This window comes from Oceanimonas baumannii, assembly GCF_002245495.1.
Classification (GTDB): domain Bacteria; phylum Pseudomonadota; class Gammaproteobacteria; order Enterobacterales; family Aeromonadaceae; genus Oceanimonas; species Oceanimonas baumannii.
The window spans coordinates 90,332-105,050 of the sequence record NZ_NQJF01000013.1; the positions used below are offsets into that span (position 1 = coordinate 90,332).

7 protein-coding genes are annotated in these 14,719 nt (G+C 51.2%); 5 read left to right on the forward strand and 2 right to left on the reverse strand.

Annotation, left to right across the window (positions count from 1 at the left end; all coding sequences use genetic code 11):
• Nucleotides 1–93: 93 nt before the first annotated feature.
• From B6S09_RS15010 to fauA, 5 genes are all read left to right on the forward strand, one after another.
• The gene (locus B6S09_RS15010) at nucleotides 94–369 is read left to right on the forward strand and encodes a hypothetical protein (protein ID WP_094279310.1); all 276 of its coding nucleotides are present in this window, start codon (nucleotides 94–96) and stop codon (nucleotides 367–369) included.
• Complete coding sequence (locus B6S09_RS15015; protein ID WP_094279311.1) at nucleotides 366–1,886, forward strand: PepSY-associated TM helix domain-containing protein; 1,521 nt, start codon at nucleotides 366–368, stop codon at nucleotides 1,884–1,886. The genes B6S09_RS15010 and B6S09_RS15015 overlap by 4 nt, the downstream gene beginning before the upstream one ends.
• On the forward strand, nucleotides 1,880–2,137 hold the full coding sequence (locus B6S09_RS15020) for a DUF3325 family protein (RefSeq protein WP_094279312.1): 258 nt from the start codon (nucleotides 1,880–1,882) through the stop codon (nucleotides 2,135–2,137). Before B6S09_RS15015 ends, B6S09_RS15020 begins: the two co-directional genes overlap by 7 nt.
• Before the next feature lie 215 nt (nucleotides 2,138–2,352).
• Complete coding sequence (locus B6S09_RS15025) at nucleotides 2,353–3,255, forward strand: helix-turn-helix transcriptional regulator (protein WP_166670333.1); 903 nt, start codon at nucleotides 2,353–2,355, stop codon at nucleotides 3,253–3,255.
• A 163-nt stretch (nucleotides 3,256–3,418) separates the two neighbouring features.
• A complete protein-coding gene (gene fauA, locus B6S09_RS15030) occupies nucleotides 3,419–5,590 on the forward strand; it encodes a TonB-dependent alcaligin siderophore receptor FauA (RefSeq protein WP_094279314.1) in 2,172 nt (723 codons plus the stop codon).
• Nucleotides 5,591–6,126: 536 nt separating this feature from the next.
• Here the strand turns inward: fauA and B6S09_RS15035 are convergent.
• Both B6S09_RS15035 and B6S09_RS15040 read right to left on the reverse strand, forming a co-directional pair.
• The gene (locus B6S09_RS15035) at nucleotides 6,127–9,684 is read right to left on the reverse strand and encodes an SIR2 family NAD-dependent protein deacylase (protein ID WP_094279315.1); all 3,558 of its coding nucleotides are present in this window, start codon (nucleotides 9,682–9,684) and stop codon (nucleotides 6,127–6,129) included.
• 410 nt (nucleotides 9,685–10,094) lie between these two features.
• Nucleotides 10,095–14,669, reverse strand: coding sequence for an AAA family ATPase (locus tag B6S09_RS15040; RefSeq protein ID WP_094279316.1), 4,575 nt, complete (start codon nucleotides 14,667–14,669; stop codon nucleotides 10,095–10,097).
• Between the last annotated feature and the right edge of the window lie 50 nt (nucleotides 14,670–14,719).

The following is a 14,719-nucleotide window of genomic DNA, read 5'->3' on the forward strand; positions in this document are numbered from 1 at the left end:
CTTATGCACGCCGCCCAGGCATAGCGTTGATGAATGCGCCTGGTTACAGCGGTCGTTAGACTGCGCTCGCTCATTGTTGTACAGGACTGACTCATGACGGCCAAGGTTCGATTTCACCTAGACCCCTTTCTCAGGACACTGGTTGCCATCGTTGGTGCGTTCCTGTTGACGCGCTGGAGCAGCATTGCGGTGCTGGCATTACCCTGGCCGCCAGAGCAAGCGGTGATGACCGGTATGTTGCTGGGATTTGCCGTTTTTGCGGCCACGGTTATCTGGGTGTTTGCTGCGGGCAGCCTGCGCAGTGCCTGCCTTGGGCTGCTGCCTGCGGGAGGCTTGCTGATGTATTTCAGTCAGGGGGTAGCCTTGTGATTGCGCCTTTGGGAGGGCGTGTACGCCAGCGTATGGCGCAGTTGCATCGCTGGACGGGGCTGTTGCTGGGCTGGTTGCTGTTTGTCATTTTTCTGAGCGGTACGCTGAGCTTCTTTCGTCAGGAAATTTCGCTGTGGATGCAGCCTGAGCGGCCTTTAGTTTCCGAGGCGATCCAGTCCGAGCTGGTGCTTGAGCAGGCCTCCCGTTACCTGCAGCAGCAGGCTGCCGGTGCCAGTCACTGGACCGTGAAGCTGCCGGACTCGCGTGACGGCCTGGTTCACCTGAACTGGCGGGGTCCCCTCGGGCAGGGCCAGGCCTCTCTGAACCCGCTTACCGGGGAGGTGATACCGGTCAGGGAAACCCGGGGCGGGGAGTTCTTCTACCGTTTCCATTTCCAGTTGCACTACCTGCCCGTTCTCTTTGCCCGTTATCTGGTGGGCATCGCGGCCATGTTTATGCTGCTGGCGCTGATCAGCGGCGTCATTACCCACAAGAAAATCTTTCAGGACTTCTTTACCTTCCGCTCGGGCAAAGGCCAGCGTTCCTGGCTGGATGCACACAATGGCTTTTCTGTGCTCGCGCTGCCTTTCCACCTGATGATCACCTACACCGGGCTGGTCACCATGATGGCGCTGTATGTCCCCTGGGGGCTGGACCGGGCTTTTCCGGAGCCGCAGCAGAAACAACATTTGCTCAGCGAGGTGTTTGCCTTTTTGCCGGCGGAGCCCGGCTCCGGTGAACGGGCCCCGATGGTGGCGTTACCTTCATTGCTGGCTCAGGCTGAGGCACATTGGCAGGGCGCTGAGGTTGGCCGGGTTCAGGTCTCCAACCCCGGTGACAGATATGCCAAAGTGGTGATGGAAGCCCGCAGCGACCAGCCGGAACAGCTGGGCGTCAGCGGACATCCGCCATTTCAGGTGTTTGATGGTGTTAGTGGTGAACGGTTGCGGGAGAAAGTCCCGGCACCAGCCTATGATACCTACGGTATTTTGCTGGGGCTGCACCTGGGGCGCTTTGCCGACTGGCCTGCCCGCTGGCTGTATGCCCTGATGGGGGCTGCGGGGTGCGGCATGCTGGCTTCCGGGTTAATACTCTGGTCGGTCAAACGACGCGGTAAACCGCAGCATTCCGCTGTCGGATTATGGCTGGTCGACCGGCTTAATCTGACAACCCTGGCCGGTTTTCCGGTAGCGGTCGTGTCGCTGTTCTGGCTGAACCGGTTGTTGCCCGTGACGTGGCCAGAGCGAGCGCAATGGGAAATTCACGGGCTGTTTATGGTGTGGCTGGGCATGCTTGTTCATGCACTTATCCGGCCTTTGCACGCCGGCTGGCGCGAGCAACTGGGGCTGGCCGGCATACTGTTGCTGGGCCTGCCCGTACTGAATCTGGTGACCACGGAAAGAGGGTTTGTCACCAGCCTGATGGCCGGTGACTGGCTGTTTGTTGGCTTCGATCTGACGTGTCTGGGGCTGGCGGTACTGATGTTCAGATTTGCCCGACGGAAGCGAGCATGCTGATGGCACATCTGGTGGTTTTTATCCTCTCCATGTCCGGGTTTCAGCTGCTGGCGATGGCCACCTCCAGAGGGAGGTTCTGGCGGCGGCGTGATCTGTTCTGGTCGGGCTGGTTGCTGTTGCTGGCGGGGCTGATGGCGGCACTCAGTGGCTGGCGTCCCGGACTGGGTCTGACATTGTGGCTGGGATACCTCAGTGCCGGTGCCGGTGTGGTGTTTCTGGTGCGGATCCGGGGACGCCGTGATGCCCGGTAATGCGCTGTTATTCGCAGCCGTTACAACTGTACTGCTGGTACTGGCGAAAGCGGCGGCAGGGACCTGAGTTGTTCCTTTTTAATTATTGGTCATGATAATCATTTAGATTTGTGTTTTTTGCGTTGGCTGAATAATATGCGTTATCGACTTATCCCGACGTTCATTCAGCCAGAGTATTGTATCCCCTCATGCCAAGCCGCCATTATCAAGAACCATTGGGCACACAAATCTTTACACATCAGGATCTGCTTGCCTTCGGCCGGCGGTATGCCCTGGATTACCGTTTTCCTGATCGCTATGGCTCGGGCAATATCCTGCAGGGCCAGGTGGAAGAGTTCGGATTGCGGCCAGGGATGCAGCTGGTTTGCTCCAATGTCCGGGTTGTTGAGCCCTATGAATCCAGTTCGCTGGATCCCTCTCCACTGAACATCATTATCGTACTGCAGGGGCATGTCAGGCTGACGCTGGGGGGGGAAACAGTTGAACTGTCGGAGCAGATGGCGCTGACCCTGAGTCTGGGAAAAGAAGTTCAGTTTGATGCCTTGCAGCAGGCCGGGCAGAACCTGCGGGTGCTGACCCTGAGTCTGGATCATGCCGCACTGGATCAGCTGCAAGCTCCGATACGTAAGGGCAACTGGTGGTCCATCTGGCGACTGCCCCCGCATCTGTATCAGGGATTTCAGCTCTTTCGCAACGACATGAGCCTGGCCAGACTCTACCTGGAAGGCCTGAGCCTGCAGATACTGTCGCAAGGACTGCAGCTCGATGAGCCACGCACCTCACTGTGCGAGGTGCGTATTCACCCTCAGGAGCGGTTGCGCCTGGAATGTGTTCGGGAGCGGATTGCGGCCCATCCCCAAGAGGAGTACAGCCTCAGCGAGCTGGCACAAACCGCTGCCATGAGTCCGAGCAGCCTGCGCAGAAAATTCAAGGCCTGTTACGGGCAAACGCTGTTTGATTTCCTGAAAGAACAGCGCCTGCAAATGGCCCGTGACTATCTGCTGAGAGGATTCAGTGTACAGCAAGCGGCGCATTTCACCGGCTACAGTTATGCAACCAATTTTACTACCGCCTTCCGCAAGCACTTTGGTGTTGCACCCAGTTCCCTGATCCGCTGACTTCATCGCCGGGTGCATAGGTATCCTGTCATCTGGCATAGCTCAATGGTCAGGGAATATTACAAAATCACCATTCCGTTTGTAGCTGGTTTTGGCCTGGCCTCTTGCGAGGTGTGGAGGGCAAAGCACGGCGCGATTCCTTATGGTTTGGAGATATACCTGCATGTTCCTTGACTCTTTTGCCTTACACCGGGCGGGCCGCTTTAGCCCGCTGATCGCTCCCCTGTTGTTGAGTGTTCCCGTTTCCGCCGAAGAGATCCCTCTGGAACTGAACGTGCTGGACGAAATGGTTGTTACCGGGCGTCAGCTGTCGGCTGATTCCGAACAGCGCGACAGCTATACCCCCGGGGCCAGCACCACGGCTACCAGTTTACCCTTGTCCATCAAGGAAACGCCTCAGGCCGTCAGTGTGATTACGCACCAGCAGATCAAGGACCAGGGCCTGATCACCAGCGGAGAAATTCTGCACCGGGCTCCCGGCGTCTCAATGACCCGCAGCGACAGTAACCGTTTCAACTATTCCTCCCGCGGTTATTCCATCAGTACCTATCAGTTTGACGGCCTGATGACGCCGATTCAGGGCTACTGGAACTTCGGCGATACGGACTGGGACGGTGCCATTTATGACCGGATAGAAGTAGTCCGTGGCGCAACAGGGCTGCTGACGGGCGCAGGTGACCCTTCCGCCAGTGTTAACTTCATTCGTAAAAAACCATTACCGGAGTTCGCCGCGCGTGTCAGTGGAGATCTCGGGAGCTGGGACCAGCGACGTTTGATGGCTGATGTGTCTGCTCCGCTGGGAGATTCAGGCCGGACCGCGGTACGTTTGATTGCTGTACGCGACCGGCAGGACACTCATGTCGACAATATGGAGCACGACAAGGAAACCTACTACGGTGTAATTAACTCACAACTGACGCCTAACACGGATGTCAGCCTGGGCGTGGAATACCAGCATAACCAGACCGATGGCGCCGGTGGCGGGTTTCCCATGTTTTATGCGGATGGCAGCCAGACCGACTTTGATCATTCTGCCTCCAACAACACTCGCTGGTCCCGCTTTTTTAACGAAACCACCAGGGCGTTCATCGATGTGAATCACTTTCTGGACAATAGCTGGCGACTGCGGGCGGCCTATAGCTATGATGATGGCAACTATGGTCTGACCTATCTTTTCCGAAGCGGTTTTCCGGATCGGCACACCGGTGAAGGCATGTCCGCCTATTTCGCCAACTACCGGGGAGATCGCCGTCGCCAGGATGTGCATTTCACCGCAGAGGGGCCGTTTGAACTCCTTGGCCGCGATCATGAAGCCGCCTTCGGCTGGGTGCGAACCCAGGACGATCTCGACATGCGCCTGGCTTCACCAGCCGGAGCGACGCCGGACATCGGTGCTTATATTAACGGACAGGGTGCTCCCGTGGCCGAACCCGAGTGGGGCGCATACGGCAGCGTTGATGACAGCAAGCTGGTGCAGAGCGGTGCCTATGCTGTCAGCCGGTTGTCACTGGCCGATCCCCTGCATCTGGTTGCCGGTATCCGGCTCAGCAACTGGGAGCTTGAACAGGTCTATTTCGGGGACGAGCGACAATATTCCTACAATAATGAGCTGACCCCTTATGCCGGCCTGATATACGACTTCAACGATCGCGTCAGTGGCTATGTCAGCTATACCGAGATTTTTCAGACCCAGAACGTACGTTCCGCAGACGGCTCTTTGCTGGATCCCATCACAGGTCGCAACTATGAGGTGGGCCTGAAAGCGACATTGGCGGATGAACTGGAAATGAACCTGGCTGTTTTCCGAAGTGAGCAGAATGGGCTGGGTGAAGCCATTCCGGGTGAAACCGTGAACGGTCGTCCAGACACCCAGGCCTATCGGGCCACCGATGGTGCTACAGTCGAAGGCTTTGAAACCGAACTGGTTGGCAGTTTGGCCCCGGGCTGGAATCTCAATGCCAGCTTTACACTGGCGAATCCGATAAGTGCAGACGGGGACCGCATGAATACCACGCACCCGAGGCAGCAGGCCAAGCTGTTTACCAGCTATCAGTTTGACGGTGACTGGCACCCGCTCCGCCTTGGCGGCGGCCTGCGCTGGCAGAGCAAAATCTACCGGGATACCCGCGGACCGGCTGGCACAACACGCCTGACCCAGGGCAGTTATTCAGTGGTCGACCTGATGGCCCGCTATGACATCACCCCGGAGCTCAGTGCCCAGCTGAACCTGAACAATGTGTTTGATAAGGAGTATCACGATCAGGTGGGGTTCTACAGCCAGGGCTGGTGGGGTGAACCACGTAACCTTCGCCTGTCGCTGAGCTACGACTTCTAAAAGAGAACGCATGCCCCTGGCTGCAAGGGTATAAACCGGCGACTGGTTCTCCCGCAAAGTGAGCAGACTGCACCTTGATGTTCTGTGGAGGAAATAGATGAAGAGGACAGTCGCCGTATTTTGGGTGCCGGGAAGAAGTCCTGAACCAGCTTATTGCTACAGGCCGCGGCATCACTACTGCAGCCATCGGTTCTCCCCAACGCGTGGAATGCATACCGGTGCGGCCATGAAATAGCCCCTGATATTGCTCAACCCGTTGCTGTGGCGCCAGCTTCCGCTGTCTGGGAACAGGCTTGGTCCGCAGTCGTTCCTGACTGCGAACTATAAACAGACCAACACCACCGCTTTACTTCCCGATACAAAAAGTAAAAATGCCCTTAATATCATATAGATAGATTCTTTCTGGAGTGCATGCGGGGAAAGTGCTTTAAATGATAATTGCAAGCTAGATCACAGTTTCTTGCTATCTAGCTCTTTATCTAGTGTTTCTCTTTCCTTGTTCAGATGAGCCCGATTTTTTGTAACTTATACAAGCTCTATAAATCTGATATTCCAGCAAATCTAACTTCTGGAAGAGGATCTTGTTTAGCTTCTTCTAAAACTCGGAGTAACTCACCATTCTTGTCTTGGCTCCTGCTAAGGACATCTCTTGCCAGCCTGACACATGCTGCACGGACAAGCGAAATGCTAACGGAATCTCTGTTGGATGAAGAAATGTCACCATACCCAGTATTATCAAAGATAACGGGTAAAATCTCGATCAATGACCCAATATTTTCATCGGAGAGATATCCCTTGTTATGCATTTGATTGGCAGTCCAAAGTAGGGCTGGTAAACCGCTCATGCGATTCGACCCTATAAGATAAATAAGTCTCAATATTAGTCTGTTAAGAGCTGGCTGTTCTTCCAGATCTCTCCACGTTAAGAGAGCAAAGGATACCTGTGCTAATTTGTTTGCCTCTCTTGCTTGCAGGCCCTGTCTGATTAATTTTTCCACTGGGTTTATAAAAGTCGCGTTCGCAGCAGCAAAATAGGAAAATGCGCTTAGAGTCTCAGGTGCGTAAACCGCTGTATAAAAATCATATAGTTTTGTGAAGTTATCTTTAGTTAATGCCTCTGATGGCAGTGCTGGAACAATGGAAAGTGCTAATACTTTACCGATCAGCTCAGCAGTTTGTTTTTCTTCTTGCTTAGAACGACCGAATATATCGTTGTGATTTTCCTTAGGCCTCCAAACGACCATTTTTTCGAAGTAGTTGATAGCTTGCGCTTCTGACGGGAGTTCCGTGATATTTTCCGCTTGGGCGACGTTGGCAATGTTTGCTAAAAATTCTTGGTTAAAAAGAGCACCATCTTCCGATTCAAATAAATAACGTCTTATGAGAGATTTTACAGCAGGATAATCTAATGCGGGGAACGCAAGAAGTGCATATCTGAGCAATCCAGTTTCAGGAATAGTCTGATAGTCGGGGTCAGTTCCCCATAATTTTTCTGCAATTTTATTGTGCTCTGCTTTGGTTAGGAAATTCGTCTTAATTAAAGGAAGTAGACGTAAAAGAGCTGGAGCGCTTTGAGATGAGCACGGCGATATACTGTCTATTATTTCGTCTATACGACGGTCAAGTATCGTATTTTGCTCTCTTTTACCAGGATTCTTTATTACCGGATTAGCCCATTTATCGTAGTTTTTTGGTCCTATTTCAGTTTGAAGTGGAAACGATAAGGCTTCCAGTAGTAGGTCTGGATGCTGCGACTCAGGAATGCTTTCTAGTGTAAATTTAGTCAGGTGATTGAGTGCATCAAAAAGCCAGAGATGATGAAACTCAGGCTTCTTGCCAAGAGACACAGCCAAGTAGAAGAGCTCTTTTGCCTGCTCAGGTGTTGCACGCACTGATACACGAGCCAAAACTTCTATAAATACTCGCAATCGGTCAATAGCATCATTTCTAATGCTTCCAGATGTACCCGTCCACTTCTCGCTCCAATACTTGATTGCTAGCACGCATTGCCTCAGTAAAAAATCTACATCTTCCTCCGGCAGACATGCAACCTGAACTCTGGAAAATACTTTTTTCAATACATCCGATGTATCACTGTTTGCGGCACGAATAGCCAATGAGAAACGATGAATATTATCAACCCCTTCTAAATCAACAAGCTTAGCTGCCTGTTCAACAAGAAAGCTAACGCCATGCCACCGTATAGGCATACCTACAGCGCCGGTAACCCCTTCGAATATAAGTAAAGAGTGTAATTCATTGCTAAAAGTTACTGTGTTAGAGTTGTCCTTATAGCGACCTGGTTCGAATGATGGCTCGATCGTATGTTGTTTTTGCTGTTTATCCAAATCCTTGGTAATACGCTCTCTGATATGCTCAATATGATCCCAAGGGTTACATTTTTGGTCTTGGTGGTGAGAAGGAAAAGCTTTAAACTCTCCCTTTGGTAACCAAGCTTTAATTCCTCTTATTAACCAGTGAGCCCAAGCTAAGCGAGAAAGTATATGGAGCGAATTTCGGTCATTTCGATATTGGCCAAGAAGCATCCGATATGCTTCCGATACCAATTCTTCGCCTCTATAAAACTCCCCAAGCTCGGCAAGCAATGACGCTTTTTTTAACTTCCAAACGGGGTTGTTGCTAGTAATTTTCTCAACGTGCTTCTCTAAAGCTGAGTAGTCGAATTTGTCTCGTGCAATGATAGCGTTATGGTACGCAAGTTCGTCGCTGCTTTCTGGCCAGTATTTTTCGCCTTTTTCCAATATGACCCTCGTTGTCTGAGTCATAGGGTTAGCTTCTGGGTTGTCCATCCAGCGGGTATTTTTCAGAAGTAACAGGGCGACTTCCAATTGCTGTTTCTTGGTTAGTGAGCAGGGAGTATCAGGGTCACATACTGTCAGCAGTTCTTGAGCCAACCAAGACGGTATAGCCTGATAAGTCATGCTGTAATTCCAGGTAATTTCGTACAATAGTTTTGCACGACTATCTGCTGTCATTTGTGCCAAGTTTTGTGGTGTAGGCAAAGGATCTTGTATGCGGTTTTGTAGTTGCCAGCGTATTCCGTAAGGACAAACCAACCAGTCCGGATAGGTAGCTCTGTCTTCTTCCAATATGGGTAGATGCCCCTCAAGTAGTTTTGCAGCATATGCTGGGTCCTGATGGAATTTTTTGATTTTATCCCCAGTCAATGCACTACGTTGGAGCCGTGTTGGTAGCCACTCACAAGCAGGCTTAGGCCTTAGATCTTGCAATGCTTGAATAAATATTTCTGTAGCTTCTAAATGTCTAGTATCGTGCCCATCATGGTCAGCCACTAAATCGTATAAGTCGATAGGCGCTACATTGATGGATTCGAGGTATTTCCGCTTTGCTGAGTTTAATCCCAAGGCTCCGACAAGGTAGATGCGCCTGGAGTGGCTCGCCAGATGATCTCTTACCCATCCAGCCCATTGCAGAAAATTGGGATCATCGCCGGAGAAACCCAACAAACACAGCTCGTTTTCGATAAATACTTGGCGCGAGAAGTTAACAAACGCCGCGTGATGCTGTGGATATTTTCGGTAATCTTCTTGAGTGAAAACTAAGTCATTAGTTATGTCTATGGTTCCATGTAACTTGACGATTCGTGGCGATCTGGCGCTCGACAGATCTTCCTGTTTGGAAACTACGCTGTAAATAGGATGATGCACCTCGGTGGAAGCACGTTCTAGTAGAGTATCCCAGTTAGTGGTTAGAACTTCTCTCCATGGCAATTCTAGTAGATATTTATGCAGCTCCCCTGGTTCCCAGGCGGCATCATTGACTTCTTTTTTTATCAAATCGTGAAGTGCCTGTTTGCCAAAGTAGGCACAATACTCTTCCGCTAAGCGTAGAGGATCGACGCTGCTTGAATCTAACTCATCGGCAAGAACTTTCGAGATATCGTTCCAAAGGGGCAATTTTCTGTTGGCGTCACCCGTCGATGCCGCACTTCTACTGAATCCTGCCCCAATCATGATAGCTGCACCATGATACGAACTATCCCGTTGCCAAAGTGCAGACGCGAGCTTCTTTAATGCGGTGTAATCGGGAATAGAAGAAATATTTTTATTCATTAAAATCACCAAAAAGAGACTATATGATTCTATCGGATTTCTTAATTAATAATTGGTATGCAAGCACAGAATATCGATGTAAACAGACCTTCCTGGAAGGCGCTCTCTTTATGCCATCCAGCAGCCTCTGCTCAGCCAGTCCCCTTTCTGACAGAAAATAATCAGTAGGCCATACCGTAACAAAGCGCTCATCTGTGTTTCCAGCAAACCGTTGACCGCTTACATAGCAGACGAACAACAATTCTTCACTCGGTGGTGTACTTGCTTTCAGTTTAACCGCGGAGTAGTCGGAGCCAGCCGACTTTCCCCGCCATATCTGCGACCCCATTCTGGAAGGGCTGTACTGACAGGCCAGAAGGCTCCTTGCCGGGGAAAGTGGTTAATCTCGGTGAATGATCGCGATACCCTTGTCATGGTCGCTCTGCGGCCTTAAGCCAGTCATTCACTGCGCGAAGGCCTGCAGCTAGCAGAGCATCTTGTAGCTTGACCACACGTTGCAACATGGCTCCGCTGTCAGACTCTTCCTGTTCTTCTGCCTGCTCAAACAGTCGGGTCAGCAATTGGGTGAGATTGTTATCGTAGTCGTACACATAAGGCTTAGTGTGACGAACAAAATCAAGATAAATCTCGGCAGCCTCCAGCGCATACACTGGATCACGTAGTGAAGTGGCGTTCAGCCATGCATCGAAGCCAAAGAAGTTTCGTCGTGCAGAATCAGTTTCGGCTTTTAGTAGGTGGAAGCTACGCCGGATTAATTCAATGGGTACAGAAATTGGTGGTGTTATTTCTTGGAAGAGCTTGAGGGATTTTTCTGCAACGGTAACGGCATGCATGTTTTCTGGACTCAAGCCAGTTTTGAGTCCGATAAGACACTGTTCCCGGTGTTGCTGTATGTTGTCGGTATGAGTCCAGACGCTTGTTGCACCGTGCCATGCTTCCACAGATTTCAGCATGTTGAGCTCTGCAAGAAAGTCAGCAAAATCCAGTCGTTTCGAAAGAGCTGCTAGCGCAGATATTCGCGCCCAGACCTCAAAATCCTTTCCACTTCCTTCTAGGTAGAGGCGAGCCAGCAATGGCGCAACAACGTCGAATCTCTGGTGATAGGCGTAATAGAGGCAAGGTTCGGCCATGGCCCAAAGCCCGGGGGAGCTTTCTTGCATGGCAAGGTCAAACAGCTCCCAGCCAAGTTCTGGGTGATGACTTTGCAAATAAGGCAGGTGCCGCAGCAGCAGGGCGCGAATGGCCGGGTGGTCGTCTGCGGCAAACAGGCGCAGCGCGTGTGGAAGCGATTCAGGCCATGGCATGCCGTTCTTTTCAAGCTGATTGGCCAGGATCATCAAGGCTTCTGCTGCATTACCTCGGATCATATTGATACCGGTGGTAAGCAAATCAACGGTATTTCCCGAGGAGGCGCTCTCCTCCTGTAATGTTGAAAAATCCATCGCCAAAGATATTAGCCTCGTAGCGTCCGTTACTTGTGTCACTACGTGTGCGCAGCTCCGTATTGCTTTGGATACAGGGCGTTTGTGGCTCCAGAATCTCGGATGCTTTTCCTGCTCATCGATGATTTGCCGAGCCAGAACGGTGGCGTCGGGCTCTTCTATGGGAAACCAGTTTCCATTTGGCCTTAGGCTACCATAGCGGTGTGCCAGGTAGTTGGAAATACCTTCCATAAGATCGTCGCGAAATCCGTCAGAGATCTGTTCCCCGTTCGCTGACAGAAGATGCATAAAGCGTGACGGGGCGCGTGAGGCGGCTTCCTTTAGCTGCTCCCCCACCTCTCTTTTTCCACCTAATAGGAAATCATCAAAAGAATTTCTTTCATGTCCATCATAGTGTTTTAGCAGATGGAGCACGCCGTCGTCACTTGAATCAAGGAACACCTCGAATGAAAACGGTGCCTGAACAATACCACCTTCCGAGCCAATATGTGGTTGACGAACCAGTGGCCATATTGCCTTTTCGCACTCGTCCAATATGGCTTGCGCGCCGGCAGAACGCAGGTGACATGGGATAGTAATAATCAGCTGCGATTGTGCTTGCAGCATCCATATTCTACGCTGCAAGTCTGCGGCGTATTCCCGATTAACGGTTAGAATACACTCCTGTATTTCATTTTGTATAGACGCATCAAGATGCAAAAATGTGGCTTGTATCAGAGTGCCGAGCTCATAAGACAAATTGGACTCGAGCAGTGTCTTGTCGCACAGCAGGCGACCAACCACATCAAGATTAGCGTGTGGCGTTGTCGTACAGGCTAGGATGGCGAAATAACGCAATGTCCCTTCCGTGCTGAAGCTCAGGCGTTCTCGGTTGCTTTGCCACCAAATAGAGTGAGTATTTGCGTGATGGATGATGGCGGCTTCAACAGTATCAAATAGGATTCGATCACTATCTGCATGCCGGAGGTCATTCTCGGTATGCTTATCTTTGTATGATGTCTCATCCAGGAACCCATGCGAGTAGGCTGGAGGTGCGTCAACATAACGTGAGCTTTTGACTTGGCTCCATCGCTCAACCGATGCCACGGCCAGATCAAGCAATATGGTGGATTCCAGCATGCGGTCTGAAAGAAATTTTTTATTACCTACGCTAAGTTCATGTGGTTTACAACGCAACTTGTTGTCTAAGCGGTAGGAGAGCACATCTTCGTCGCTGACTTCGCCAGCAATATAATTCCAAAGCTCCGCGTCGTCCATGACACCATTTGTAATGCAGTAAGCGAGTGCATTACCGAGGAAGCTGTGTTGCTGCTGTGGCAGCTCAAGTAGCTTGGTGAGTAAAGGCTGAAACAACGGCAAATACTTCGGCTGAATTTGAGTGGCTACATGTGTAATAGCATTGGCTAACTGATTCTTATCCACCTTATCCAACGTCAGCATCTCAGTCCAGAAGGCGGATACGCCAGCAGGATCGTCATTCTGCCATCGGGATACCCAGTTCGCATGTATCGTCAGCCCATCGGTATCGCAAGTATCCCTCAATATGGGTAGCAGATGAGTCATCCAGAAGTGATGCCATTCCAGCCGATTCGCTTGGGTGTAGATGACCTGGAAAACATCTTGATGCTGGGTGCGTAGATCCCGTAGCAGTGGCCAGTCGTCATCGTGTGGGACTTGTTCCGCAAAGGTTTCCGCCACTAGGCGGCGAATATGAAAAGCGCTATTGCCTGTCAATACTGTGCGCAGTTGTCTGCGTAACTCGCGCCGATCCCCGGTTGCCAATTGTGCAACAAAGCTACGAATGCTGGGGCGAACAAAAGGCACAGGTGGTAATTGTTGAATGAATACGTTCAGAGTCATAGCTTGGCGAACAGCCCAGCTGATCACCAACACATCCAGGAGAGTCTGGTGCCCGAATGTCAGTTTCCCATCTTGGGTTTCGTGCAATACGTTGTTACTGAGGAGTGCCCGTTTGACATCTTGTGAGGCGGTAAATCGCTGGTGTGGCACCGCAAGGCTACGTGATACCAGCATTTCAGCTGCAATGGCTTCTATGGCTTGCATGGCCGCATCGCCCAGAGCACTATTGGACTCCACGATAGTGGCAAGGTAGCGCTGTGCCAGTGCTTGGCTGGTTACTACGTTGAAGCTGTCTCCTTGCAGCGCTAATTCTACAAACAAGGCTAATTCACGTGGATTGCTAATCAATGTGCGGGTGGTGGCATCGGTGGCTGATGCATCAATACCGAGTTTGGCGAGCAGCGGCGCGATTTCTGCGTCCCAGTCCAGCGGCTGGCAAGTGATTTGCTTGTCCCAACTGCGCTGGGCAATGCGTCGGTCGTAATGGCTGTCAAAGTCACGACAGGCCGTGACGACAGTAACATCGGGAATCAGCAGTAGACGATCAATTTGGGCCAGAAAATATGTCAATACGCTGTGCTCACGAGCGATAGACAGTACATCTAGCGAGTCGATCATCACAACCACATGCGCATCTTCCGCCATGCGTGCTGCTCTTTCTACCCAATGTTCTGGGAGGCCTTGGGCCCGTCGATCCTGCTCAGTTGCGGTGTCGGCAAATTCTCGCGATTGAATGAACAATGGTAACAAGTCGGTACGATTTTGTGTGAGTTGTTCCAATTCGTCCTGTACGGTTAGCATCACGCAGGTCTTGCCTGAGCCCGGCGAGCCGGTGACCAGGATAGAGCGATGTTTGTCTTTAATGGCTTCGAGGAGTTCGTTAACAACTGGATTCGCAATGTATTCATTACCAATATCTCTGCGCCATAAGCGACCAATAGCTGAAGTACTTGTGAATGAGGTACGAACTTCCACCATATCCATGGGAGGGGTCAACATCGATCCTGCTGTGGTCAGCAGGGCCTTCAGGTCCTCCTTTGTCAGTCGATGTTGGGGTGCAATGCTTTGGCCGTCACCATTTTCGCGCATTCCGAGGTGGTCGAGACGAGTCCATAGGGCGTCGTAAGCTGCTGAGTGGTTGCTTGCCAACAGTCGCAATCGTTCTCGCAACAATGTTCCCATGCGATCCAGTTCTTGGCTGACTTCAAATCTCGTACGTTGCAGGAATTGGTAGGTAGATTGAACAGATTTCTCTTCTGTAAGCAGAGTTGCAAGGTCGGTATCCGTTTTCCTGTGCGCTTTGGTCAGGTTTGCTTGGTAGGCCGATTCATCGGCATAGTTCGTACTGAACTCCCGCAGCGCTGCAAGATCCCCAAAGTTGCTACGGGAGTAAAAGCGAACTTCCGCTCTAGGGTCGCTAGTCAACAAGCTGACTGCTTTACGCAACTCATCTTTGATATCAGTAAACGACCAAGCTTTATGTTGCGTCTGGTTCTTTTTACATTGGCAGCCGATTTTGGTGCCATCGACTTTGCCAATCACCACGTCATCAACCGACAACGTTACTGAATCGACTTCAAGCCATTGGTAGTCAGGGTCGGACAGAACAGTCAAAGCCCAGTCAAAAGCAACCAGCGTCTGGTAACCATCGCCTCGATTCGACTGAATGCCAGCTTTGCTCATTTGTCTGTCCCTTTTGAATGTTGTTACTCCTAGGAGCTACACAGTTGTTT

Bases quoted from the DNA above. Each gene is read 5' to 3' on its own strand.
- fauA (WP_094279314.1), top strand. From the start codon at position 3,419: ATGTTCCTTGACTCTTTTGCCTTACACCGGGCGGGCCGCTTTAGCCCG.
- B6S09_RS15040 (WP_094279316.1), bottom strand. From the start codon at position 14,669: ATGAGCAAAGCTGGCATTCAGTCGAATCGAGGCGATGGTTACCAGACG.
- B6S09_RS15035 (WP_094279315.1), bottom strand. From the start codon at position 9,684: ATGAATAAAAATATTTCTTCTATTCCCGATTACACCGCATTAAAGAAG.
- B6S09_RS15010 (WP_094279310.1), top strand. From the start codon at position 94: ATGACGGCCAAGGTTCGATTTCACCTAGACCCCTTTCTCAGGACACTG.
- B6S09_RS15020 (WP_094279312.1), top strand. From the start codon at position 1,880: ATGCTGATGGCACATCTGGTGGTTTTTATCCTCTCCATGTCCGGGTTT.